A 22,477-nucleotide genomic window follows, 5' to 3' on the forward strand; every position below is an offset into this window, starting at 1 on the left:
CAATGTCTTCCCTGGGACGAGTGGGTTTCGTCAGGACGCTAGTCGCCGGATGGCCGGCACCCGGGCGGTATTGGGCCAACCGGTGTCGGCGTCACCCGATCGGGTTCGCGATCGTGGTCGCGGGATGATGCGGGGCCGACCGTGGTGTCGGCCGTGGTGTCGACCGGGACCCAACGATTGTGCCGTGGTCGGGCGGCGGATACCCCCGAAAGAAGCTTTCTTGACTGTTTTCGCGCGGGGGTACCGGTCGGGGGCACTACGGTCTGGAGCGGGGCGAGCGCCCGGGCCGGGCCCGAGGCATGCCGGGACCACAGGGGGCATACGCGGATGGACACTTCCCAGGCCGGGGCCACGGTGGCCGCGGTGGGAGCGATGGATTACGGCAGCCACTGCTGCTTCGTGTCGGCCGACGAGGCGGTGGTCCGGCTCGCGGTGCACAGCTACGTGCGGGACGGGTTGTCCGCCGACGAGCGGGTGATGTGCCTGCTCGGCCGGCGCGATCGATCCTGGCTGATGAGTACGCTGTCCCAAGGACCCACGCGGCCGGCCGAACGCGAGGCCGACGGCTCGCTGGTGGTCGTCGATGTCGGCCGAACACCGCTGTGGGAAGGTGAGTTCACGCCCGAGGGGATGGCGCAGACGTTCTTCGCGGCGGTGGACCAGGCGCTCGAGGACGGCTATCGGGGCCTGCGGGTGTGCGGTGACATGACGTGGGGCCGAGCCGGTGGCGTCGGGTACGACGAACTGCACGAGTTCGAGCGGCTCGCCGGCCTGGGCCTGCCCGGCCGCCGGGCGATGGGGATCTGCCTGTACGACCCGCGCGAGTTCAGCTCGGTGCAGATCGACGCCCAGGAACGATTACACCCGATCGTCGCGGGCACCGGGCGGGCCCGTCCGCCCAGCCTGCAGGTCACCGACACGACCAAGGGGCTGCGGCTGATCGGCGAGGCCGACGTGGCGACCCTGGGTCTGTTGGAGGAGGCGTTGCGGCGGGCCGCCGCGCAGCCGGGACGCGATCTGGTGGTCGACCTGTCCGCGCTGGAGTTCGCCGACCTGAGCACGATGGAAACGTTGTACCGGGCCGCCGCGGCGCTGGGCCCGCACCGGCGACTGGTCCTGCGCGCCGCCGGGCCGGCCGTACGCAAGGTGGTCGACCTGCTCGGCTGGAGCGGTGCCGGTGGCCTGATCGTGGACGGGGACCGACCGTCCGGCGAGCGTAGTGGGGGAACGCAGTGACCGGCCCGAACCGCGACCGCGCCCGCTCCGGTACCGGGGGCCCGGTGGAGGTGCTGCCGTTCGGCGCGTCGGACCTGTGCCTGGTGCGTGCCGTGGTGCGTCGGCACGCCGACGCGGTGGGCCTGGCCGACGACCGCCCCGACTGTCTGGTGCTCGCGGTGCACGAGATCGCCGCGTGCGCGGTCACGAACGGCTCGAAGCCGGCCCTGTTGCGATGTGTGCCCCGGGCGGGCCGGGTGGTCTGTGAGATCCACGCGAGCCGTGAGGAACAGAACGGCTGCCGACGGCGGAGTTTTCCGCGGCTGACCGACAAGCACGAGACCCCGGGGCGGGGATTGTGGATCGCCCGCGCGTTGTGCGACGAGGTCGAAGTGGCCGAGTGTGCCGAGGGTGTGGTCGTGCGGATCACGATGCACCTGGGCACGTCGGCGGGCGCGGCATCCCCCGAGGCGAGCGGTCGACCCCAGGCGGGAGGTCGAGCGGACGTGAGCGGTCGAGTGGACGCGGGCGGTCGACCGGAGGTGGAGGAGACCGCGGCGGCTTCGGGGCCGACCTCGATCGACCCCGACGGCCGCCGCAATTCGATGGGCCCGCCGCCTGCGGTGTGACACCGTCGATCGCGATGACGGACGAACGGGCGATTACGGTCGAGCAGGGGATGGCGGCCGAACAGGCCATGGTGGGCGAGTGCGCGGTGGCGGACGCACAGGTCATGGCGCGTGGGCGCGTGATGCCGCTCGGGCCGGCGATGCCGGACGGGCGCACGATCGAGTGGGCGGTGGGGTCGGGCGCGGCGGCGGTGGCAGCAGGGCCGGAGCGGACGGCGATCTTCGAGGCGGTGCGCGCGGACCGGGACGGACCGATGACGCGTGTGCTGCTGGGACTCGCGGACGCGGGAGCGGTCGAGATGCGCGTGCGTGCCATCGAACTGCTGTGCTCGTTGCGCGAGTTCGGACGAACCTGGCCGATTGTCGCCGAGCGTGCCGCGGCGTATGTGGTGGACCCGGAGCCTGCCGTCCGGATGGCGGCGGCACCGCTGTTCGTGGCGACGGGCGAGGTCGAGGAGGTTTCGGCGCGGCTGCCGGGGTCCGCCGATCCGGCGGTGCGGATGGCGGGCGTGAACGCCCTGCTCGGGACCGGTGACAGGTTCGCGGCCCTGTTCACGACGCTGTCGGAGGATGGCGACCCGACGGTCCGGGTGCCGGCGGTGCTCGGGTTGTCGGGCGCGGAGGGTGTTCCGTGGGCCCGGTCTCGTGCGCTGAACGACGCGATCCTGGCGGACCTGCCGGCGGCGGTGGACCGGATCGGCCTCGACGCTCGCTCGTGGGGCTCGACTTGGGCGTGGCGCCTGGCCCGCAACGACCACGAGGACGAATGCCACCGCGTCGTGAGGACGTTGCTCGCCGCCGAGGAGGAGGGCGTGCGGTGGGTCGGGGTGGAGATGGCGGCGGCGGCCGTCCGGCTGTGGCGGACCGGGCCGGTCGAGATCCTGCCCGCCCTGGCCGAGGTCGCGGCCGGCGCGGGTCCGGCCTTGCGCGAGGAGACGCTGCGGGTGTTGCGGCTGTCGGGTGATCTGTGGCGGGCCGCGGCCGAACGGTGGGCGGCGGGTACGGGTGAGGCGGACCGGCTAACGGCGCGCGAACTGGGCGAGCCACCGCGAGTCGACGCGGCCGTACCGGAGTTGCATGCGGTCTTCGCCGCCCGGCGGGTGGTGGGCGGGCGCGCCGGCGTCGACGCGTGGTTGGCGGAACAGCCGATCGAGGTGGTCGAGTCGCGGCGCAGGGCCGCTCGGGCACTGATCGGGTTGATGGCGTGCGGCGGCTTGACGGAACGTCAAGGCCGGCAGGCGATGAGCCTGTTCGAGCGTGGATCGGTGCTCAAGTACGAGTTGGCGAGCGTCGTTTGGCGAGTGCACGGTGTCGTGGACGCCGGGATCGCCGATCGTCTCGTCGGGGAATTTGCCGCGGTGGTCGGGGACCAGTACGTGGGGGCGCACGCGCTTCCGGTGCTTGCCGACATGGGCCGGCACGCGGCCGGCGCGCTGCCGAGGCTGACCACGTTGATCGACGCCCGGCGCCGACTTCCGGTGAACGAACCCGACACGGAGGCCGAGATCCGCTTCGACGAAACCAGGCGAGCCCAACTGATCGTTGTCCGTGATCGGATCGCCACCGACATCCCGTAGGGTCCTTCCGGGGCTCGTGCGGACATCTGTACGAAGTCGGAAGCGGACAAGGGGAGATGGGCATGCCGATAGGCAGGGTCGCCGTGGTCGGCGGAAGTATCACGGGCTGCGCGTTCGCGCTGGCGGCGGCGCGCGGCGGGGCCGAGGTCACCGTGTACGAGCGCACCACCGGCGAACTCGCCGATCGAGGTGTGGGCATCGCGCTGCACGTGGACCGTTACGTGGAGTTGGAGGCCGCCGGCTATGTCGACGACACCACCCCGTGGCGGGACGTGGTCGGGCGCAAATGGCTCGTCGACGACGGCGGTTCCGCGCGGGGCCGCTTGTTGTGGGACCAGTCGGCCGCGTTCCGGGTCTACAACTGGGGCCAGTTGTGGCAGGGGTTGCGCCGCCGGGTGCCGGCCGAGGTGGACTATCGCGGCGGTACGCCGGTCACCCTCGGCGCGGACGGCGACGTGGTGCTGCCGGACGGCACCCGGGAGCGCTACGACGTGGTGGTCGGCGCCGACGGATACGGCTCCGCCGTACGGACCGCGCTGTTCCCCGCCGCGGTACCGCAGTACGCGGGTTATGCGATGTGGCGCGGGAGTGTTCCGTGGGAGCACGAGCCGATCGACCACCTGATCTCGATCTGCATCCCGAACGGCCAAGGCGTCATGTACCGCATCCCGAGCAGCACGGGCGACCGCATGTCGTGGGGCCTGTACAGCGCGGTCGGCGGCACGGCCGACCCCCGGCCGGGGCTGCTCGCGCTGGTCCGCAAGTACTTCCCGCCGTTCTGGGCCGACCTGGTGACCGCCACCCCGGAGAGCGAGACGTTGATCCAGCCGATCAACGACCTGGTGGTGGACGCGTACACGAGCGGTCGCACGCTGGTCGCGGGCGACGCGGCGGCGATCGCACGTCCGCATGTGGCGAGCGGTGCGGTCAAGGGCATCCAGGACGCGGTGGCGTTCGAGAGCGCGTGCCTGGCGGTGGGGCCGAACGGGTCGTGGGACGACGTGCTGGCGCGCTATCAGGCGGACCGCTATCCGGCGGGCGCGGACCTGGTCCGGGTCGCCCGGGCGATGGGCTACGCGATGGTCGAGGACACGCCGGACTGGACCACGATGACGCCCGAGCGCATGGTCGACTGGTGGGCCGCCCAGCACGCGGACGACGGCTTCGGCGGACACGCGTTGGGGGCGTCGATCGGCACTCGGTGACGACGGCGGTGCGTCGGCGGCGCGATGCCCGCGCGATGCCTGCGGTCGGGCACGTCCGCCGACATCGTCCGGGAATCGGGCGATGTCGGGGGAGGGAGTGGTCGGAGTGCCGCGTGCCCGCTCGGGTCAGGAACCGTCCTCGAGGTTCCAGCCGATCACTCGCTCGGGGTGGATCCGCAACACCTCGTTGCTGAAGAAGTCGGCTGCGAACGGCGGTTCGTGGTCGCGGAGCAGCTCGGCCCGGCCGCGGATCTCGACGCCGCGACCCCAGCCCGGCCGATAGGCCCCCGGCTCGTCCGGCGTCATGTCGTCCACGACGAACGCCACCGCCGGATTGCGCTCGGCGTTGCGCCACTTCTGGCTCGTGCTGAGCTTGGGTCCGCCGATGTCGACGGTCCCGTCCTCGTTCAGCCGAAACCCGACGGGCCGCACCTGCGGCACGCCGTTCGGGCCGACAGTGGCCAATCGGCCCAGGCCCTGCCCGATCAGGTACGTACGTTCGACCTCGGTGTAGATCGCCATGTTCGCCGCGCTCCGTCCGTGTGGGCCGGGGCTCCCGAGGCCCCGGATGCTCGTCTGGAGCCTAGAAGTTCAAGTCGCCTTGATGTCAAGGCTCGATGGCTTGGGCGGGCGGGCGGGCGGATGGATGCGTGGGTGGTGGGTGGGTGCGCGTTGGGCGCGTTGGGTGCAGGGTGCCGGCCGACCTCAGGCTTCTTCCAGCACCGTTCGGATGACGTGTCGGGCGTTGCGGGTCATGGTCGGGTTGGTGGTGCGGTAGTACGGCAGGGCGATCAGGGCCTGGGAGAGCGTTCGGCCCCGGCCGCGCCGCCAGGTCGCGTCGTCCACGTCGAGTGCGTTGCGAAAGGTCTTTCCGGCCTCGATCGGCAGCAGGTTCCAGGCCGGGAACAGGTCGCAGGCCGGATCGCCCACGCCCAGGCAGCCGAAGTCGATCACCGAGGTCAGCCTGCCGCGATCGTCCACCAGGAGATTTCCCGGCATCAGGTCGGCGTGCAGCCACACCGGCGGCCCGTCCCAGGCGGGCGCCCGGAGTGCGTCCTCCCATACGGCGGTCACCGCATCGCAGTCGATGCCCTCGTCCGGGATCGTGCGCAATGCCTCGATCGCCGCCCGGGTCGAGGTGTCGAGTGCGGTCAGCGGCCCGCCGCGATGGGCCCGCGGTGCGCCGGGCAGGGTGATGCCTCGCATGGCCGTCACGAAGCCGGCCAGATCCTCGGCGAGCGCCGTGGGCTGGGTCAGCGCCCCGGCCTCGGGGTTGGCGCCCGGCTGCCACCGGTAGATCGACCACGACCACGGGTAGCCTTCGGCCGGCTCTCCGGCGCCGAGCACCTCCGGGATGGCCGTCGGTAGCAAGGGCGCGAGTCGAGGCAGCCACTCCCGTTCGAGGGCCACGTCCCCGGCACCGCCCTTCACCAGCGGCAGCCGTACGACCAGGTTCGGTCCGAGCCGGTACATGGCGTTGACCGTGCCGCCGGAGGGGAATCGCCGTACGGCCGTCGCGGACCATTGGGGGAACTGCCCGGCGAGCAGCCGCCGTACCAGGTCCTCGTCGACGGGGTGCAGATCGGGATGCATCGGGGCGGTGCTCATGGATGGCCATCCGACCGGCGGCGGGGGCGAGCGTCAAACCATTTCCGGCCGGCGGCGCGACGAGGCGCGGCGCCGGCCGGTTGGTTGTGGCTCGGGCAGGTTCGGCCCGGAGGGCGGTTCGGCCACTGGTGCGGTGCTCGCCGGGGGCTTTGCTCGATGGGCGGTTCGCTCGCCGGGCGCTTTGCTCGCCTTCGCTCGCCGGCGGTTCGCTCACTCGGGGTCGAGCGAGCCCTCCCACAGGAGCCGTTCGTGTCCGCGCGGGTCCGGGACGATCTCGTTCACCGGCTCGTTGTCTCGGCGGAAGGTCATGACCGGGCGCTGTGTCGTGTCGTACGCGGGCCAGTCCGTCGGTGCGCCGGTCAGGATGAACTCCACCCAGCGCCGGTGCATTTCGTCGGCGAGATCGCGGGGAGGACTGACGACGAGTTCGTCCACGCCGGAGGCGTCGAGGGATTGCCAGATGAACGGGATCTCCGCGATGTGGCATGCCCCGAAGGGCCGGGAGTCCTCGCGCGTCTTGGGCGAACGCCGGCCGAACTCGTATACGTGGGTGGTGGCGGAGGATGGCTTCGACACTCTCGGCCTGACCGAGGTGCATGCCACCGTGGCCGCGTCGAACGATGCCTCGCTGGTCCTGCTGGACAGAATCGGCTTCGAGCATGTCCGCGACATCGAAGAGGACGACGGCCACATCACCCGCGTGTTGACCCGCCGTGCGACGGCGATCGAGAACGCGCCGCTCGGCCAATAGGGACCGGCCTGCCCTGGTGACCGTTCAGCGGTGAGGGCAGGCGAGTTGGTGGAGGATTTCCTGGGTCAGGAGGTCCTCGCGGCCCTTCAAGGCGTCCGCCGGTTGTGGGTTCAGGGGGAAGACCATTTCCGCCGCGACGTTGTCCTGGACGATTCGGGCCAGGTTGTCGAGGGCGACGTGGATGGGGTCGGTGGGTGGTTGGGCCGTCTGGAGGTCGATCAGGTGTGAGTCGGCCCTTGCGGGGTCCATGAAGTGTTTGACGATGATCGAGTTCTGGTTCTGGGCGGACGTCGTCCAGATGGACAGGACGACGATGTACAGGCCGGGCCAGTCCGCTCGGCCGACCTTGTCCCGCCAGCGCCCCATGAGGGCTTCCACGCCCTCGATCTGGGCGCGGGACGCGTGCTTGATGTTGGTTTCGATGGCGTCGTTCAAGCCGCCTGTGAAGGTCTCGAAAGACGCCATGTCGAACGAGCCGCGCCGCGCCGACTCGTCGATGAACTCGATCGCGGCGTCGAGGATCCGTACGCAGGACGCTTCGAGTTCGCGCGCCATGCGCGCGTTGCCGAGCTGCCGCCGGGCGGTGGTCAGGGTGGCACCGAAGTCCTGAAGCGGGCTGATCCATCCGTTCGTTCCCGGGCCCTTGAACGCCACCATGTCCAGGTCGTGCTGGTCGAGGCGGGCGGAGCTGGGGAGTTCCGGGATTCGGCGGCTCAGATACGGCGCGATGATCGAGTAGATGCCCAGGGGCGCGTGGGCGACCGACTTGGCCAGCTCGAACATGTCGGAGACGGGGTGCAAGGACTCCCGCTCGCCGTTGTGGATGAGCGTGTACCGGCCGCCCCGGTAATCGTTCTCGATGACGATGACCGGGCCGAGCTGCTTGATCACCTCGGCCCGGAGCGCGTCGTAGCTCTCACGCATGGCGGTGTCGATCGCGAAGATCGCTTCGCGGGCCCGCAGTTCCGGTGCCGGCCCCGGATCGCCCGTCGCCGCGGACGCGGTCCGGGTGCCGCCGAGATACGCGCCGGCACCGACCGCGGTGGCGATGCCGAGGAATCGTCTGCGTGTGCTCCTGCTCCGCCCCCACAAGCCGTTCGGAACGATCCCACCCGACCCCGAAGTTCCCATGCCGACTCAACGGCGACGCGATCTCCTAGGACACGGCCCGACCGCCGAACCTCCGAGAGCCGTCCGGCGGAACCTGGTCGATGGCCGTCAAAAGGCTGCCCACCAGCGGGCTGTCGTCCTCCTTACGCCACGCGACGGCGACCCGGGTGCGGGGTGCGTCCGGGTCGATGGTGCGGAAGGCGACGCCCCTGAGGCGGATGCGTCGGATGCTCGCCGGGGCCAGGGACACCCCCAGGCCGGTTTCCACCAGGGCGCAGACGGTCTGCCATTCCACCGTGTGCCGGGTCACCTGTGGTGAAGCCCGACGCGGTGCACAGGCCGATGATCCGGTTGTAACGAGCCGTGTTGGCCGGTGCTGCGCCGCTGCTTCGGCGAAGTGCGACCGGCCGCCACGATGTTGATGTGCGGCCTTGCCGATCCCCGGATGAGGATCGAGATCGAGGTGTACGCGCGGCGGGCCATCGCGTAGTGGCCCGCCGCCCGTGGGGTGGCCGCGCGTGGATCGGGGGGTGGGCCCGAGGGACCGCCTCCTCGGGCTCAGCCGGAGTGGTCGGAGTCGTTGAAGGCGTCGATGTCGCCGAAGGAAAGGGCGATGCGGCGGCGCTCGCGGTCCATTTCGGTGATGGTCACACGTACTCTCTCGCCCGCTTCGACCGCCGGGTCGGCGGGTCCGGGCATACCGTCAATCGCGCGCGTGGCGTCAACCGGGCGCCCGTGGAGCGGATTTCGGCTCCGCCGGCGAGCCGGTGCCAGCGAAACGCGTTGCCTATGCGGTGCTCTTCCAGAAGCTCCGGGCCTCGGGCGGCGACCAGTTCGCTCAGTTCGGCCCGGAGTCCGTCGTCCGCGGTGCGATCGTCGGAATGGAACCCGTTCGCCACCGGATTGTCGATCGCCAGGCGATGGATGGCGGCGTCGAGGGCGAATCCGGCTGTCGCGGCGGTGTACGCGGTCGCGATGGCCTCGCGCGCGTCGTGCCGGATGCGGGTGCGGGTGGGAATACGGCCGGAGGTCGAGTTTGCCGCGGCCGGGTCGTACGGAGTGATGCGGTCCACGAAAGGCGCCATGTCAGCGCCCGGTGCGGCTCGAAGGTGCCCTGAGGGCCGGTCGCGGGTGGACAAGGAGAATGATCACCGGCGCAGCGTAGTGGCATGGGGCGGACGACGACCAGCCATTGCGACGCTGGGCCGTATGGGGATGGCATGTCCCCGATCGGGTGGTAACAACCGGGAGGTATGGCGAGTTCGGGGCCCGGGTCAGGAGCATGGCGGCGTCGCGGCAGATCGCCGTTGCCGTCTCGATTATCTCGAGTGCTTCGATTGTGGAGTAACCCATGATGCGCATGCGTACCCTGGCGCTCGCCGCCGCTCTGTCCCTTACCGCCCTGTTGCTGCCGGCGACGAGTGCGAGTGCGGCGCCGGCCGCGCCGCCGTCCTGCAACGACGGCTCGGTGTGCTTCTGGACCGGGGAGGGTTTCCACGGCAACACGTGGGAGTGGACCGCGCGCAGTGGCTACCGCGATATGCCGCCGGCCTTCCACGATCACGTCGGATCCGCCGTCGCGAGCACCAGGGCCTGTTTCATCAACTGGAGCCCGGTGGAGAAGCGCGACGTGTTCAACGGTGACTGGCGCTCGAAGTACCTCGGCGACTTCGGCGGTCGGATCGACGGTGTCGGGCCGGGCGCCTGCTGAGGTCTGTTGCGGTGGCAACGGCCGGTGTCCGAGGGGCACCGGCCGTTGCGTGGGCGAATTCGGGCTCGACCTTGGCCCCGGTCGCCGCCTTGGCCTCCGTTCTCGGCCTCGGCCTCGGCCTCGGCCTCAGTCGCGGACCGGCACCGTTACCGTGGACGGGTCGTTCGCCGGTGACGAGAAGGCGAGTCCGGCGGCGAACGGGTTGTGCTCCAGGTACAGCGGGTCGACGGTGTCCACCACGACCGCCAGGCGGTGGCCCGCCGGGACGTCGTAGGCCGTCGCGAACATGTCGATGTCGACCGGGAAGGCCACACCCGGCGTCCTGCCGTGGAAGCTCAGCGGCGAGTGGGTCACCAATTTGCCGATACCCAGCGGGCCGACGTCGTACAGGTAGGCGAAGATCGTTCCGCTTTCGTGCGACGCGGTGACGGTGGTGTGCAGCTTGGTTGTACCGCGCACCTTCGTCTGCGTGTCGTAGCGGTCGCTCTGCCACACGCCCGCGAACGCCCTGGGCAGCAGCGGGATCGAGGCGACCGGCGGGACCTGGAGGAACTGGTCGAGGATGCTGGACAGGAAGATCGTGCCGCCGTTCGCCCCGGAGTCGATGTTCGCCAGGACGCGCTGGGTTCCGTTGAGCGCGATGGTGCGGGTCGAGGACGGTACGGCCGCCCAGCTCGAAAAGCCCTCGTAACCGCCCTCACCTGTACGGGACTTGAGCTGCACGGGCTGCTCGCGGTCGATGCCGTTGTCGACGCCCTTGAGGTGGTGGTCGAACCAGCGGGTCGAGTCGGCCCACATGTCGTTGGGAAGTCCGAACAGGCCGCCCGCCTCGGCGGTGGCGTGGTCGCCCGGACGGAATTCCAGTCGCTTGGGGCCGGTCAACTTCCCATAGAAGTCGGCGTATTGGTTCGGCGGGAAGAGCGAGTCGCCCCACGCGTTGCCGAGCATGATCGCGGCGCCGTTGGCGTTGATCCGGTCGAGGTAGGTCGCGGGTGAGCGCTTGGCGCCCCACGCGATCATCTCCGCCTCCTTGGCCAGGTTGCCGGAGAGGAAGTTCTTCAGGATCTCGGTGAGTTCGGCGCTGGGACGACCGGTGAGGAAACCGGCACCGCCCAACAGCGTGGCGGCCTGGGCGTGTTCGGTGCGACCGCTGTAGATGGAGTCGATCAGGTCGGCCCAGCCGCTCATCGCGACCACGGCCTTGATCCTGGGATCGAACGCGGACGCGAGCAGGCTGATCCCGGCGCCGTAGGAGACGCCGGCCATGCCTATCCGGGCCGGATCCGCGGGCGTGTTGGCCAGCGCCCAGTCGATCACCCTGGACGCGTCGGCGATGTCCTTCGGGCCGGCCGTCTCGATCTCGCCGCCGGACTGCCAGAAGCCGCGCGAGTTGTAACCGACCACGACATAGCCCTTGTCCGCGAGCTTTTGCGCGGGGACGACGTACTCGATCTGGGGCATCGCCCAACTGGTCGGCAGCACCACGATCGGGTAGCGGGTGCCGGGGGCGCCGCCGGTCGGGGTGGTCACGTTGGCGGCGAGCTTGGTGCCGCCGTCGCCGGGGATGTCGACGAAGCGCAGGGACGTCCCGGCGGCGGTCTGCACGGCGGCCGCCGGGGCGCGAGCGACGGTGGTGCCGGCCGAGGCGGCCGGACCGAGGGCGGTCCCGGCGAGAATCGCGGCCGAGACGACGGCGACCGCACGAGCGCGTGGGCGCACACCAGCGCGTGGGCGCATGCGGAATTGACCCATGAGGGTCTCCTGACGTCATGGTCGGGGCGTGGCCCGACCAGCGGGAATGCGTGGCGAAGCGACGCCCTGGGACGGCGTCGGAGGGTGACTCACGAGTAAGTTACGCGCCGGTAAACCAAGACGGAAGAGCCATGGACCGCTCCGCTGCGGCAACCGGAAGGTTCGGCTGCGCGCCCGCCGGACACACCACCGGAAGCAACGGTTCCGGCACGAGGAGGCACCGCCGGCGAAGCGACGGGGTGCCCGAGGGGCGGGCGGGGAGGTGTGTCGATAGACCGGCGGAGTGGCGGAGTGGCGGGCGCGGTTGGTGGGGTGGTGGGGGCGGGAGTGAAGTGGTCTATCGGCGAACCGGTGGGGTGGTGGAGCAGCGGGTCGATCGGGCGATCGGGCTGTGATGCGCCCGGACGGTGGGCAGCGGCGTGGGCGGGTCGACGTGCCGGCGGTGTGGTGGGTCGGGTGGGGGGTGGAGTGGTGGCATGGGGCGGTGGGATTCGGCCGCGGTTGTGATGGCGCGTTCGTTGGGGCGAGTTCGTGCCCCGGTACCGTGGTTTCGGCGTGCGGGGGCTAGCGGGGGGTGGGCGTGGAGGATGTCGACGCGGAGACGCGGCGGGCTCGGGAGCGGGGTGAACGCGGTCGGGCGCGGTGCGCCGAGGCGTTGGCGGCCGAGTCGGGCGAGGGCGGCCCGGACGCCGTGCGGGAGTTGTTCGCCGAGGCGATCGAGTTGCTGACCGAGGCACTCGGCACGCTCGACGGCGCCGACGCCCGGTGGCCGGAATTCGCCTACGTGGCGGGCGTCGCGTACGCCGCGAGCGCGGCACCCGTCGGCGACTGTCGGGCCTGGGACCAGGCGCGGCTCTGCTTCCGGCGCGCGGATCGGGCCGCGCCGGCGGATGCCCACCTGCTCCGGGCCGCCGCGCAGGTGGCCTCGGCCCGGATCGGGCTCGACCCGCGCGGCACCCCGTGGCGTACGCTCCTCGACCCGCCGTCGGCCGCCGAGATCGCCGCCGCGCTGGTTCGGCTCGGTCACGACGTGCTGGTGCAACTCGTTCCCGGAGCCGCGGTGATCACCGGCACCGACGGCGCGACGCGGGTGCTCGACCTGCCCGAACTCGAATACGGCCTGGACCTGGGCAGGGGCGATCGGGAGAACTGGGCCGACCTGCTCGACGCGCTGTGCGAATGGGCCTGGGCAGCGGTGATGGCACCGGTACTGACCGCGCTGCCCGACGCGTTCGGCCACACGCCGTCCCTGGTGCTGCTGCCCGCCGGACCGTTCGGCATGGTGCCCTGGCACGCGGCTTGGACGGTCGTCGACGGCCGCCGCCGGCACGCGCTGCAGAGCACGCGCATCTCGTACATCGGCGCACCGCGGTTGTTGTGCGACGTCGCCGCGCGGTCGGTGGGCGACCTCGACAGGCGGTACCGGGTCGAGGTCGGCCGCGCCGCCGGCGATCCGATCGCCTTTGTGCCGGCGGGTGGTCACGACGAGAACTGGCGACGGGCCGCCGAGTACCTGACGGCCGGCAGCCACACCGTGGTGTCCACGCTGTGGCCGGTGGACGAGACGATCACGGCGCTGGTGCTGTACATGGCCCGCCACTACCTCGACCGCCGCGACCTGCCGCCGGCTCAGGCCGTACGCACAGCCCAGTTGTGGCTGCGCGACCCCAAACGCGGCATCCCGGCCGCGATGCCGCCCGAACTCGCCGCCAGGGCCCGCGCGATCGCCCCGGACGCGCTGACCGCCTGGGCGGGCTTCACCCACTCGGGATGGTGAGCGCGTGGGCGTGCTGTCACCCACTCCGGGTGGCGGCGGGCGTGTGTTCACCCACTCGGGGTGGTGAGCCGCGAAGTCCGTTCACCCGCCCGGGGTGGCCGGCTCGATGGGCAACAGCGTTCACCCACCAGGGGAGGTGGGCGCGAGGGTGTGTTCACCCACTCGGGATGGTGGGCGCCTTTGTGTACACCCACTCGGGATGGCTGGGCGCGAGCCTGTGCTCACCCACTTGGGATGGCGGGCGTGAGGGCTGCGTGCAACCACTCCGGACGGCGGTCGCGGGCCAGGGTGCACCCCTCGGGAAGGCCGACGCGAGCCGGGGTTCACCCCCTCGGGAAGGCTGACGCGGGCATGGTGCTCACCCACTCGGCATGGCCCGCGCGAGCATGTGTTCACCCATGCGAGGCGGCCGGCGTGTGCGTGTGTTCGCCGGCGCGAGGCGGCGGGCGCGAGCGTGTGTTGGGTCACCCCGCCTTCCCAAGCGACCCGCGAGGCGCGTACTGTTCGCCACGCCATCGCGGGAGCTCGGACCAACCGGGCTGAGAGGGCGGCATGGGGTGTCGGCGTAGCGCCGGCGCATCCGGGGCCACCGACCGCTTGAACCTGTCCGGGTAATGCCGGCGTAGGGAGAGCAGGTAGAGCCATGTCGGCTCCGGTCATCGACGACGCGCGCCCCGAGACACCGCACGGCGGCGTCGAGGCGCCTCTGGTCCTGGACACCGCGCCGCCACGTACCCTCGGGTTCCGTGACCAGGCGGCGTTCTGGGCCAACCTCGGAGTGAGCCTGCTCGGCTTCTCCGGCGCCCTGTTCGTGCTCGCCCCGGCCGGCTATCCGCAACTGTCGATGGTGGCCGCGATCGTCGCGGCCGTCGGCGGCACGCTGATCGGCACACTCATGGTCGCCGTCGCCGGCATCCCCGGTGCCCGCAGCGGCGCGCCCGCGATGACCGTGCTGCGTGGCCTGTTCGGCACGAAAATCTCCTACGTGCCGACGGTGTTCAACATCGTCCAGTGCATCGGCTGGGGCACCTTCGAGCTGTTGGTGATCTCGATCGGCATCGAGGCGATGACCGACGGTGACGGCCCGCATTGGCTTTACATCGTCGCCGCCGGCGCGGTCACCACGGCGATGACGCTGCGTCCGCTGGGCATGCTGCGGATCCTGCGCCGCTACGTGACGATCGCGGTGGGCATCGCGATGCTCTACTTCTCCATCCAGTTGTGGCGCGAGGGCCTGCCGCCGATGACCGAGGGGTCGTGGTCCGGGTTCTTCCCGGCGATGGACGCGGCGCTCGCGGTCGCGGTCTCCTGGGTTCCGCTCGCGTCCGACTACACCCGCCACTCGCGCGGCACCAAGCCCGCGTTCTGGGCGGCGTTCAGCGGATTCTCGATCACCAGCATCTGGTGCTACCTGCTCGGCCTGGTCGCGCTGGCCCAGGTCGGCGGCGACGCGGACAAGATCTTCGACTCGTTCCTGGGCGTCACCGCCGGATGGGTGTTCTTCGCCGTGCTGGTCGTGCGCGAGGTGGACCAGAGCTTCGCCAACGTCTACAGCACCGCGATGTCGATCCAGAACCTGGCGCCGCGCGTGGACCGCCGGGTGTTGTGCCTGGGCGTGGGCGCGCTGGTCACCGCGTTCGCGCTGATGGTGAACGACTTCGACACCTACGCGAGCTTCCTGTCGCTGATCGGCTCGATCTTCATCCCGCTGCTCGGCGTGCTCGCGGTGGACCTGTTCGCCGGACGCGGCCGAGCCGGCTGGGACCTGGGCGACCGCGCGCCGGCCCGCTGGGTGATGGTCGTGCCGTGGGTGCTGGGGTTCTGCATGTATCAGCTGATCAACCCGGGTTCGGTCGAGTGGTGGGCGAAGTTCTGGGGCCGGCTCCAGGACGCGCTGCACATCCACGCGCAGACGTGGACCTCGGCCTCACTGTTCTCGTTCGCGCTCGCGGGCGTGACCGCGTACCTCGCGGTCGCGTGGGACCGGCGGCGGGCGGTCGCGGCGCGTTGAGGTGGGCCGGCCGCGTCGGTCGGGTGCCTCCTCCCGACGCGGCCGTGATCCACCGCCCGGGCGGACCCCGGTGTCCCGGACCGGAACGCAGACGCCCCGACCCGCCCCGACCCACGCCGCCCCGAGCCGACCCGCCCCGACCGGCCTCGTCTAGCTGCCCAGGGCCTTGGCCAATTGCGCCTTGTTCATCGACGAGCGGCCCTTGATGTTGCGGCGCTTGGCATCCGCGTAGAGCTGGTCGTACGTGGGTGCCTGCGAACCCTTGTGCGAGTTCTTGCCGCCCCGCTTCGCCGAGGACATGTCGTGCAGCGACGAGCGGCTCGCGGTCTTGGCCTCGCCGGAGCGGGCGCGCTCCTTGTTGACCGTGCGGGCGGCGATCTCCTCGGCCCGCTTCTCGCCGGTGCCGCGCTGTTTGGCGCTCTCCTTGATGTGCTCGTACTGACGTTCGCGCTTGGGGCTGGATCCGCGTGGCATGGTCGTCCACCTCACTCGTATTACTCGCCACTCGATGCCATGTCGGCCTTTTTCGCGGCCTCCTTCATCGGCCTGTTTCGGCTACCCGCACTGGCGTCGATCACCCGTGCCGACCGACCGCAGTTGACCTTCGAGCAGGTCGAAGCCGCAGACTCGCTGCCATGGACGACGACACGAACAACGAGGTACGGGACGCACTGGTGGGCATCGGCGCGTTCGCGCGGCGGGTCGGGCTGAGCCCGAGCGCGTTGCGCTACTACGACGACTGCGGTGTGATGCGGCCCGCGTCGGTGGACCCGGGTACGGGCTACCGCTCCTACGCGCCGGAGCAGGAGGCGCGGGCGCTGCGGCTGCGGGCGTTGCGCGAGGCGGAGGTGCCGCTGCCGGAGGCGGTCGCCGTACTGGACGGTCCACCGGAGCACGCCGAGGCGCTGCTGCGCACCCACCTGGACCGCATGCGCGAGCGCGCCGACACCGCGCGGGTCGTGGTCGAGGGCGTGCTGCGCTCGCTGACCACGACCGGTACGCGGGCGAGCATCGGCGGGGCCGAATGGGCGAGCGCGGTGCGGCAGGTGGCGCCGGCGGCGGGTGCGGGGGAGCCGGCGGTGCTCGGGTGTGTGCTGGTCGAGGTGGCCGACGGGGAGGTACGCCTGGTGGCGACGGATCGCTACCGGCTGTCCGTTCGTACACTGCGCCCGGGTCGGATCGAGGGCGGCCCGGGACAGGCGCTGGTCCGGGTGGGTGACCTGATCGCACTCGGCCCCTGGGCGACCCGACACCGCGAGATCGACCTCGAACTCGACGCCGACGGCTTCCGCCTGCGCGCCGGCGACGAGGTCCACGAGCCGGCGACGTCCGCCGACACCTACCCGGCCTACCGCGACATGCTCGCTGCGTTGGCCACGCCGCAGACCCGCGTCGTGGTGGACCGCGCGGCCCTACGCGAAGCGCTGCTCGGCGAGGGCCGGGGCCTGGGCCGAGGGCGGGACGAAGACGAGAACCACGACCCGGGCGAGGACCACGACCATGGCGAGGACCGGGACCAAGGCCGGAAAGAGGACCAAGGCCGAGACCCCAGCCCCAGCCCGAGCCCGAGCCGGGTCCGAGTGTTGACCACGACCCTCGACGGGATCCGAGTCGACGCCGGCGCCCTGCCGGCGATCTGCGCCGGCCCCGCGACCCGACTCGCCTTCGACCCGGGCACACTCGTACCCGCCCTGGACGCCGGCGTCGGCCCGGACGTGCTCCTCGACATCGCCGCCCCCGATCTACCGGTCCTGGTCCGCTCCGCCGATCAGGGCAGCTTCACCACATTGGTGATGCCGGTGGCCCTCCCGAAAGCCGGGAACCCGAAATAGGGCCGATCTCGTCCGGAGGCCGCGGGCGGGCCGAAGCATCGATCCGCCGACGTGGCGTCAGGCGCCCTTGTGGCGGCGGCGTCCGCTGCTTTCCAAGTAGCGGGCAAGGCCGGAGAGAAGCATGCACATGCCGATGTAGATCGGGGCGATCACGATGACGACCGGGATGAAGGGGAGGCTGTAGTCGAGGTTGGTGGCGATCTGCTTGCCGGCGTAGAGGAATTCCTCGTACGAGATCAGGTAGCCCAGCGAGGTGTCCTTGAGCGTGACCACCAACTGGCTGATGATCGTGGGCAACATGGTGCGGATCGCCTGGGGGATCAGGATGTGCACCATCACCGAGGTCTTGCGCATGCCCAGTGCGTAGGCCGCCTCGCTCTGGCCCTTGGGGACCGCGTTGACGCCGCCGCGGAAGACCTCGGCCAGGACCGAACCGTTGTACAAGGTAAGGCCGGCGATCAGGGCCAGGCGGGGTTCGACCTTCATCGCGATGAAGATGAAGAAGATCATCACCAGCACGGGCATGGCCCGGAAGAACTCCACCACCAGGCCCGCGCCCCAGCGGATCACCCGGTGTTCGGAGAGCCGACCGGCCGCGAAGAAGGCGCCGAAGGCCAGCGAGAGCACCGCCGCCCACGCGAAGACCTCGAGCGTGTTCCTCAGGCCGCGCAGCAACAGCTTCTGTACGCCCACGTATTCGAAGGGTGCCCACTTGTCATGGGCGAACTGTCCGGTGTCGATCAGCTTGTAGATCACCCATGCCAGCACACAGATCAACAGCGCGGTGACGATCCAGCCGTAAGTGCGGTGCCGGGCCAGGGCCTTCGGGCCGGGGACGTCGTACAGCGCCGAGGTCTCGGTGCTCATCGGGCCACCTCCAGGCGCTTCTCCAGGAAGCGGAACAGGGCGCTGATGGACAGCGTGATGATCAGGTAGCCCACGGCGATCCACAGGAACGTGACGACGATGTCGTAGCCGAGTTCGTTGAGGGTGCGGTATGTGCCGAGCAGTTCGGTGACGCTGAACGAACCGGCGATCGCGGTGTTCTTGGCGAGCGCGATCAGCGTGCTGCCCACCGGTGGGATCACCGCGCGCACCGCCTGTGGCAGCACGATCAGTTGGAGCGTCTGGCCGAAGTTCATGCCCAGACTTCGGGCCGCCTCGCCCTGGCCGACCGGCACGGTGTTGATGCCGGCGCGGACCGCCTCGCAGATGAACGCCGAGGTGTAGCAGCCCAGGGCGAGCACCGCGAGGGTGAAGAAGGGGAGCACCACGCCGAATCGCGGCAGACCCAGCACGACCGCGAAGAACAGCAGGGTGAGCGGGGTGTTGCGGAGCACGGTCACCCACGCGCCGCCGATGATCCGCAGCGGACGGACCGGGGAGACCCGGCAGGCGGCCATCAGCACGCCGACCACGAGGGCGATCGCCGAGGCGGCCAGGGTCAGTTCGACCGTACCCACGAAGCCCTTGCGGAACAGGGTGAAGTTGTCGAGCAGCACATTCATCGTCGTCGACGCCCTCCGCTAGTACCGGTCCACCGGCGGCGGCGGGGGAGCCGGTACGCCGGAGAGGCCGAGGGTCGAGTCGTAGGCGCGCTTCCAGTCGCCGTTCGCCTCGTGTGCGACGATCGCGTCGTCGATCGCGAGGCGGAAGTTCCGGTCCCCGCGCGGAACACCGATTCCGTACGGCTCCTGGGAGAACGGCTCGCCGGCGAGCCGGAGTTGGTCGGGCACCTTCGCGGCGTAGCCCTTGAGGATGGTGTCGTCGGTGGTGACCGCGTCGACCTGAAGGCTGATCAGGTTGTCCACGCACACCGAATAGCTGTCATAGGCGACGGCGGTGGCCTTGGGATAGTTGGCCACCAGCCGCTGGTACGGCGTGGAGCCGGAGACCGAACAGACCTTCTTGCCGGCCAGGTCCTGCGGGCCGTTGATGTCCTTGTCGTTCTTGCGGACCAGGAGCGCCTGGCCGGCCATGTAGTACGGCCCGGCGAAGCCGACCAACTTCTTGCGGTTGTCGTTGATCGTGTACGTCCCGACGTAGTAGTCGACTTCGCCGTTCTGCAAGGACGTCTCGCGGTTGGCGGAGGTGATCGTCTTGAACTCGACCCGGTCCGCCGGGAAGCCCAGTGACGCGGCCACCATCTTGGCGATTTCGACGTCGAAGCCCGAGTAGTAGCCGCTCGCCGGGTCCTGCGCGGCGACGTAGGGCTGATCGGCCTTGGTGCCGACGATCAACCGGCCGCGCGCCTTGGCCGAGCGGAAGGTGGGCGAGTCGATGTCGACGTCGGTGGCGACCTGGTACGAGGGCAGATCCTTGGGCTTGGGGCCCTTGGGCGGGGGTGTACCGGACCTGCCGCAGGCGGCGAGGAGGAGTGCGGCGAGGAGGAGGGCGAGCAGGGTGGCTGCTCGGGGGGTGTTTCGGAGGGTGGCGCGGGTGCGGGCGCGGGTGCCGGCGTAGACGCAGGCGTGGGGGCCGGGGCCGGCGTGTGTGCGGGTGCGGGTGCAGGCGTGGGTGCGCATGTGCGATCCCCCGTCAGTGCTTGAGGATCTTGGACAGGAAGTCCTTGGCCCGGTCGGTCTCCGGGTGGTCGAAGAAGTCCTCGGGCCTGCGCGACTCCATGATCCGACCGTCCGCCATGAACACCACACGATTGGCCGCCGAGCGGGCGAAGCCCATCTCGTGGGTGACCACGACCATCGTCATGCCCTCGACCGCGAGCGTCCGCATGACCTCCAGGACCTCGTTGATCATCTCCGGGTCGAGTGCGGACGTCGGTTCGTCGAACAACATCACCTTGGGATCCATCGCCAGTGATCGGGCGATGGCGACCCGCTGCTGCTGTCCGCCGGAGAGTTGCGCCGGGTACTTGGGCGCCTGGTCGGAGAGGCCGACCCGGTCCAGGAGTTCGCGCGCCTTCTTCTCCGCCTCGGCCTTGCTGCGCTTGCGCACCTTGATCTGCGCGAGGGTCAGGTTTTCCAATACCGACTTGTGGGCGAAGAGGTTGAACGACTGGAACACCATGCCGACATCGGAGCGCAGCCGGGCCAGTCCGCGACCCTCGGCGGGCAGGGGCCGGCCGTCGATGGTGATGCTGCCGGAGTCGATCGTCTCCAACCGATTGATCGTGCGGCACAGCGTCGACTTGCCGGAACCGGAGGGGCCGATCAGGACGACCACCTCGTTGCGCGCCACGGTCAGGTCGATGTCACGCAGGACGTGCAGCGACCCGAAGTGCTTGTTCACACCGGAGAGGACGACGAGCGGGTCTTCCGAGGTCACAGGTATCCGACTCGCCTTCGACACGGGGGCGGGGGCCGCGCGAGAGCGCACGTGCCCGATGCATCCACCTCGGCGGGTGGGTTCAGTCGCATCGCCACCGCCAACCCCTCTAACGGCCGATAGAGTCCCCTCGCGTGGGTGACGCACGGGTGACACGTGCGTGGTCGGCGGCCAGGCCGGTGCCCGAGCGGGACCGGTCGCGCGGACGTGTGGACTGTGAATGTGCCATTGCGCGGTCGTGTGGTCGTGGGGTCGCGCCGGCGGGCGTCGGGTTCGGGTGGAGCGGGTCGAGTCGAGGGAGCCGTCGATGGCGAAGGTCAACATCAGCCTGGACGCGAACGTCGTGATCGAGGTCATGGTCCTGTCCGGCGTGCGCAACGCGCAGGACGCGATCGAGGCGATCGTGCTCGACTACATCGCGCGCGGGCACCGTACCGAGGCGCTGACCGGCAACGTCGAGGAGCACCGGCGCACGGTCGAGGAGCGCGAGCGGCGCAACCCGGTCACCGACTAGGCGATTCGGCTCGGTCGGTGCGCGAATGGGTCGGTCCGGTATGCGCCGAGTTGTGCCGCCCGGCCGGTCCGCTTGTGTCGAGCCGCTGCGCGCGTCCGGAAGGTTCTGCGCGAGAATGATCCCGACCCCGTGTGGCGCTGAGCCGCAGGTCGGGGTCGTGGTCCGGGTCGGCGGGGGACGAGGTGCTTACGCATGCGGTTGTGGCTGAGTTATTTCGCGTTCATGTCCTCGATAGGCCTGACCAATCGCACCACCGACATCTGGCGCAGCGCGCGGGTGGCCGACGACATCGTGCTCGCGTTTCGGTTGTTGCCGCTCGGTGACCCGGCCCGGCGTGGGCTCGTTCGCGCGATGGCGCTGGTGGCGATCCAGATGTGGTGCGTGTCCGTCGTGATCGCGGTGTCGCCGTGGTTCGCGGCGGAGGGGGAGAGCCCGGCCGCGTTCTGGGGTTATCTGTCGATGGTCGCGATCCTGGTGCTGCTGGCCGTCGCGGTGGTCGAGGCGACGGTGATCCTGTTCAATCGGCCGCGCAATGTGGTCGCGCCGCATATGCGGGCGGAGCGCGGGTTGCTGCGCTGAGGGTGCGGCGGGGCGGGCGGGGCGGGGCGGTCTGCGCCGAGCGTCCGGCGGGCGGTTCCGCGAGCGTCGGGGCGAGCGGCCGGGCGGGCGGTCTCGCGGGTCGGGCCCGCGCGACGGCCGAACCGGTGGGTGGTCCGGGCCGGCGTGCGGGTGGGTACGGGGTACGGGGTGCGATCGGACGGCCTACGGCAGCAGCGCACAGCCGCCGTAGCCGAGTACGTGTTCGCGCAGCAGGTCGCTCGTGGCCGGGTCGCGGCGGCGGAAGGCGGCGACGATCGGCTCGTGGTCGGCGGCGTTCTCGTGCAGGTCCATCCGGTAGACCCGGATCGACAGCGTCGTCCAGACCTCGATGCCCAGCGCCTCCCAGACCGAGCGCAGGAGCGCGTTGCCGGACGCGGCGACGATCTCGCGATGGAAGGCCACTCCGTGCCGGATCTGCGCGCTCGCGTCGCCCGCCGCCGAGGCCGCGTGCAGCGCGGCGACGTGCCGATCGAGCGCGTCGAGCCGCTCGTCGTCGATCCGGGGCAGCGCGAGCCGCGCCGCGGTCTCCTCCAGGCCGGCCCGTACCGGATAGATCTCGCGTAGGTCGCTCTCGCTGAACGAGCGCACGCGTACTCCCCTATTGGGCTCCGACTCGACCAGGCCCAGTTGTTCAAGCTCGCGCAGCGCCTCGCGTACGGGTGCCTGGCTGACGCCCAGTTCCACCGCCACACGACGCTCGACGATGCGCTCGCCGGGCGCCCAGCGGCCGGCGACCACGGCCTCGGTGACGTACTGGCGGATCTGCTCGCGGAGCGGGCGGCGTTCCAGGGTCGGGCGAGGCGGCTCGGTCATCGGGTCAGTCTAGGGCGCAGCAGGCGTCTTTGCGCAATGATCGATCATTGCGCAGAATGGAGGTGCAACGAAGACGCAATGAGGACG

General features: G+C 70.6%; 23 protein-coding genes and 2 pseudogenes. 12 read left to right on the top strand and 13 right to left on the bottom strand.

The genetic code is table 11. The annotated features are described in order from the left end of the window. Nucleotides 1-327 precede the first annotated feature (327 nt). From ACZ4FV_RS09350 to ACZ4FV_RS09365, 4 genes are all read left to right on the top strand, one after another. Nucleotides 328-1,236, top strand: a complete 909-nt coding sequence (locus ACZ4FV_RS09350) for an MEDS domain-containing protein (RefSeq protein WP_395873902.1) — start codon at nt 328-330, stop codon at nt 1,234-1,236. Further along, complete coding sequence (locus ACZ4FV_RS09355) at nt 1,233-1,844, top strand: ATP-binding protein (protein ID WP_402236497.1); 612 nt, start codon at nt 1,233-1,235, stop codon at nt 1,842-1,844. The genes ACZ4FV_RS09350 and ACZ4FV_RS09355 overlap by 4 nt, the downstream gene beginning before the upstream one ends. A gap of 14 nt (nt 1,845-1,858) precedes the next feature. After that, on the top strand, nt 1,859-3,421 hold the full coding sequence (locus ACZ4FV_RS09360; RefSeq protein ID WP_465322289.1) for a hypothetical protein: 1,563 nt from the start codon (nt 1,859-1,861) through the stop codon (nt 3,419-3,421). Nucleotides 3,422-3,483: 62 nt separating this feature from the next. Next, nucleotides 3,484-4,626, top strand: coding sequence for an FAD-dependent monooxygenase (locus tag ACZ4FV_RS09365; RefSeq protein ID WP_395873905.1), 1,143 nt, complete (start codon nt 3,484-3,486; stop codon nt 4,624-4,626). A 126-nt stretch (nt 4,627-4,752) separates the two neighbouring features. Here ACZ4FV_RS09365 and ACZ4FV_RS09370 read toward each other — a convergent pair whose 3' ends face one another. The 3 genes from ACZ4FV_RS09370 to ACZ4FV_RS09380 all read right to left on the bottom strand — a co-directional run bounded on the left by ACZ4FV_RS09370 (nt 4,753) and on the right by ACZ4FV_RS09380 (nt 6,837). Further along, nucleotides 4,753-5,148, bottom strand: coding sequence for a PPOX class F420-dependent oxidoreductase (locus ACZ4FV_RS09370; RefSeq protein ID WP_402236491.1), 396 nt, complete (start codon nt 5,146-5,148; stop codon nt 4,753-4,755). 183 nt (nt 5,149-5,331) lie between these two features. Then, entirely contained in the window at nt 5,332-6,234 is a 903-nt protein-coding gene (locus ACZ4FV_RS09375) for an aminoglycoside phosphotransferase family protein (RefSeq protein WP_402236489.1), read from the bottom strand. A gap of 210 nt (nt 6,235-6,444) precedes the next feature. Then, nucleotides 6,445-6,837, bottom strand: coding sequence for a carboxylesterase family protein (locus ACZ4FV_RS09380; RefSeq protein WP_465322291.1), 393 nt, complete (start codon nt 6,835-6,837; stop codon nt 6,445-6,447). On the opposite strand from ACZ4FV_RS09380, the pseudogene ACZ4FV_RS09385 reads away from it, so the two are divergent. Next, nucleotides 6,800-6,985, top strand: a pseudogene (locus ACZ4FV_RS09385) (GNAT family N-acetyltransferase); the annotation flags it as partial. The gene ACZ4FV_RS09380 and the pseudogene ACZ4FV_RS09385 overlap by 38 nt on opposite strands. Before the next feature lie 24 nt (nt 6,986-7,009). On the opposite strand, the gene ACZ4FV_RS09390 reads toward ACZ4FV_RS09385, so the two are convergent. Both ACZ4FV_RS09390 and ACZ4FV_RS09395 read right to left on the bottom strand, forming a co-directional pair. Then, the gene (locus ACZ4FV_RS09390; RefSeq protein WP_402236483.1) at nt 7,010-8,116 is read right to left on the bottom strand and encodes a hypothetical protein; all 1,107 of its coding nucleotides are present in this window, start codon (nt 8,114-8,116) and stop codon (nt 7,010-7,012) included. 25 nt (nt 8,117-8,141) lie between these two features. Then, entirely contained in the window at nt 8,142-8,390 is a 249-nt protein-coding gene (locus tag ACZ4FV_RS09395; RefSeq protein WP_402236480.1) for a LysR substrate-binding domain-containing protein, read from the bottom strand. Nucleotides 8,391-8,453: 63 nt separating this feature from the next. Between ACZ4FV_RS09395 and ACZ4FV_RS09400 the strand changes: the two are divergent. Further along, a pseudogene (locus tag ACZ4FV_RS09400) lies at nt 8,454-8,585 on the top strand (RidA family protein); the annotation flags it as partial. A 157-nt stretch (nt 8,586-8,742) separates the two neighbouring features. On the opposite strand, the gene ACZ4FV_RS09405 reads toward ACZ4FV_RS09400, so the two are convergent. After that, nucleotides 8,743-9,168, bottom strand: coding sequence for a hypothetical protein (locus ACZ4FV_RS09405; protein WP_395873910.1), 426 nt, complete (start codon nt 9,166-9,168; stop codon nt 8,743-8,745). A 278-nt stretch (nt 9,169-9,446) separates the two neighbouring features. Here ACZ4FV_RS09405 and ACZ4FV_RS09410 point away from each other — a divergent pair, with 278 nt between their 5' ends. Further along, on the top strand, nt 9,447-9,806 hold the full coding sequence (locus ACZ4FV_RS09410) for a peptidase inhibitor family I36 protein (protein WP_395873911.1): 360 nt from the start codon (nt 9,447-9,449) through the stop codon (nt 9,804-9,806). A 126-nt stretch (nt 9,807-9,932) separates the two neighbouring features. Here the strand turns inward: ACZ4FV_RS09410 and ACZ4FV_RS09415 are convergent, their stop codons facing one another. After that, nucleotides 9,933-11,558 carry an alpha/beta fold hydrolase gene (locus ACZ4FV_RS09415; protein ID WP_402236476.1) on the bottom strand — a complete coding sequence of 542 codons (1,626 nt, stop codon included), beginning with the start codon at nt 11,556-11,558 and terminating at the stop codon, nt 9,933-9,935. 580 nt (nt 11,559-12,138) lie between these two features. On the opposite strand from ACZ4FV_RS09415, the gene ACZ4FV_RS09420 reads away from it, so the two are divergent. Next, nucleotides 12,139-13,335: a CHAT domain-containing protein gene (locus ACZ4FV_RS09420; RefSeq protein WP_465322294.1), complete on the top strand. Its 1,197-nt coding sequence runs from the start codon at nt 12,139-12,141 to the stop codon at nt 13,333-13,335. Nucleotides 13,336-13,978: 643 nt separating this feature from the next. Beyond that, nucleotides 13,979-15,346 (top strand): purine-cytosine permease family protein, encoded by a 1,368-nt coding sequence (locus tag ACZ4FV_RS09425; protein WP_395873914.1) that lies wholly within the window; start codon nt 13,979-13,981, stop codon nt 15,344-15,346. Nucleotides 15,347-15,496: 150 nt separating this feature from the next. Here ACZ4FV_RS09425 and ACZ4FV_RS09430 read toward each other — a convergent pair whose 3' ends face one another. Then, nucleotides 15,497-15,820, bottom strand: a complete 324-nt coding sequence (locus ACZ4FV_RS09430) for a plasmid stabilization protein (RefSeq protein ID WP_395873915.1) — start codon at nt 15,818-15,820, stop codon at nt 15,497-15,499. A 161-nt stretch (nt 15,821-15,981) separates the two neighbouring features. Here ACZ4FV_RS09430 and ACZ4FV_RS09435 point away from each other — a divergent pair, with 161 nt between their 5' ends. Further along, nucleotides 15,982-17,178 carry a MerR family transcriptional regulator gene (locus tag ACZ4FV_RS09435; RefSeq protein ID WP_395873916.1) on the top strand — a complete coding sequence of 399 codons (1,197 nt, stop codon included), beginning with the start codon at nt 15,982-15,984 and terminating at the stop codon, nt 17,176-17,178. Nucleotides 17,179-17,235: 57 nt separating this feature from the next. Here the strand turns inward: ACZ4FV_RS09435 and ACZ4FV_RS09440 are convergent, their stop codons facing one another. From ACZ4FV_RS09440 to ACZ4FV_RS09455, 4 genes are read right to left on the bottom strand one after another with little or no spacing between them, the layout of a single operon-like run. Continuing rightward, the gene (locus ACZ4FV_RS09440) at nt 17,236-18,045 is read right to left on the bottom strand and encodes an amino acid ABC transporter permease (RefSeq protein WP_465322296.1); all 810 of its coding nucleotides are present in this window, start codon (nt 18,043-18,045) and stop codon (nt 17,236-17,238) included. After that, nucleotides 18,042-18,686, bottom strand: a complete 645-nt coding sequence (locus tag ACZ4FV_RS09445) for an amino acid ABC transporter permease (RefSeq protein ID WP_395873918.1) — start codon at nt 18,684-18,686, stop codon at nt 18,042-18,044. The genes ACZ4FV_RS09440 and ACZ4FV_RS09445 overlap by 4 nt, the downstream gene beginning before the upstream one ends. A gap of 18 nt (nt 18,687-18,704) precedes the next feature. Continuing rightward, nucleotides 18,705-19,703, bottom strand: coding sequence for a glutamate ABC transporter substrate-binding protein (locus ACZ4FV_RS09450; RefSeq protein ID WP_395873919.1), 999 nt, complete (start codon nt 19,701-19,703; stop codon nt 18,705-18,707). Between the two features lie 13 nt (nt 19,704-19,716). Beyond that, entirely contained in the window at nt 19,717-20,469 is a 753-nt protein-coding gene (locus ACZ4FV_RS09455; RefSeq protein ID WP_395873943.1) for an amino acid ABC transporter ATP-binding protein, read from the bottom strand. Between the two features lie 301 nt (nt 20,470-20,770). On the opposite strand from ACZ4FV_RS09455, the gene ACZ4FV_RS09460 reads away from it, so the two are divergent. Then, nucleotides 20,771-20,977 (top strand): DUF2191 domain-containing protein, encoded by a 207-nt coding sequence (locus ACZ4FV_RS09460; RefSeq protein ID WP_395873920.1) that lies wholly within the window; start codon nt 20,771-20,773, stop codon nt 20,975-20,977. Nucleotides 20,978-21,169: 192 nt separating this feature from the next. Further along, a complete protein-coding gene (locus tag ACZ4FV_RS09465; RefSeq protein ID WP_395873921.1) occupies nt 21,170-21,556 on the top strand; it encodes a hypothetical protein in 387 nt (128 codons plus the stop codon). Nucleotides 21,557-21,739: 183 nt separating this feature from the next. Here the strand turns inward: ACZ4FV_RS09465 and ACZ4FV_RS09470 are convergent, their stop codons facing one another. Continuing rightward, nucleotides 21,740-22,390 (bottom strand): GntR family transcriptional regulator, encoded by a 651-nt coding sequence (locus ACZ4FV_RS09470; protein ID WP_465322298.1) that lies wholly within the window; start codon nt 22,388-22,390, stop codon nt 21,740-21,742. Between the last annotated feature and the right edge of the window lie 87 nt (nt 22,391-22,477).

The organism is Embleya sp. NPDC025285 (assembly GCF_055558835.1).

Coding starts and splice junctions, on each gene's coding strand:
- ACZ4FV_RS09350 (WP_395873902.1), top strand. CDS start 328: ATGGACACTTCCCAGGCCGGGGCCACGGTGGCCGCGGTGGGAGCGATG.
- ACZ4FV_RS09360 (WP_465322289.1), top strand. CDS start 1,859: ATGACGGACGAACGGGCGATTACGGTCGAGCAGGGGATGGCGGCCGAA.
- ACZ4FV_RS09365 (WP_395873905.1), top strand. CDS start 3,484: ATGCCGATAGGCAGGGTCGCCGTGGTCGGCGGAAGTATCACGGGCTGC.
- ACZ4FV_RS09370 (WP_402236491.1), bottom strand. CDS start 5,148: ATGGCGATCTACACCGAGGTCGAACGTACGTACCTGATCGGGCAGGGC.
- ACZ4FV_RS09375 (WP_402236489.1), bottom strand. CDS start 6,234: ATGAGCACCGCCCCGATGCATCCCGATCTGCACCCCGTCGACGAGGAC.
- ACZ4FV_RS09390 (WP_402236483.1), bottom strand. CDS start 8,116: ATGGGAACTTCGGGGTCGGGTGGGATCGTTCCGAACGGCTTGTGGGGG.
- ACZ4FV_RS09410 (WP_395873911.1), top strand. CDS start 9,447: ATGATGCGCATGCGTACCCTGGCGCTCGCCGCCGCTCTGTCCCTTACC.
- ACZ4FV_RS09415 (WP_402236476.1), bottom strand. CDS start 11,558: ATGGGTCAATTCCGCATGCGCCCACGCGCTGGTGTGCGCCCACGCGCT.
- ACZ4FV_RS09425 (WP_395873914.1), top strand. CDS start 13,979: ATGTCGGCTCCGGTCATCGACGACGCGCGCCCCGAGACACCGCACGGC.
- ACZ4FV_RS09430 (WP_395873915.1), bottom strand. CDS start 15,820: ATGCCACGCGGATCCAGCCCCAAGCGCGAACGTCAGTACGAGCACATC.
- ACZ4FV_RS09435 (WP_395873916.1), top strand. CDS start 15,982: ATGGACGACGACACGAACAACGAGGTACGGGACGCACTGGTGGGCATC.
- ACZ4FV_RS09440 (WP_465322296.1), bottom strand. CDS start 18,045: ATGAGCACCGAGACCTCGGCGCTGTACGACGTCCCCGGCCCGAAGGCC.
- ACZ4FV_RS09445 (WP_395873918.1), bottom strand. CDS start 18,686: ATGAATGTGCTGCTCGACAACTTCACCCTGTTCCGCAAGGGCTTCGTG.
- ACZ4FV_RS09450 (WP_395873919.1), bottom strand. CDS start 19,703: ATGCGCACCCACGCCTGCACCCGCACCCGCACACACGCCGGCCCCGGC.
- ACZ4FV_RS09460 (WP_395873920.1), top strand. CDS start 20,771: ATGGCGAAGGTCAACATCAGCCTGGACGCGAACGTCGTGATCGAGGTC.
- ACZ4FV_RS09465 (WP_395873921.1), top strand. CDS start 21,170: ATGCGGTTGTGGCTGAGTTATTTCGCGTTCATGTCCTCGATAGGCCTG.
- ACZ4FV_RS09470 (WP_465322298.1), bottom strand. CDS start 22,390: ATGACCGAGCCGCCTCGCCCGACCCTGGAACGCCGCCCGCTCCGCGAG.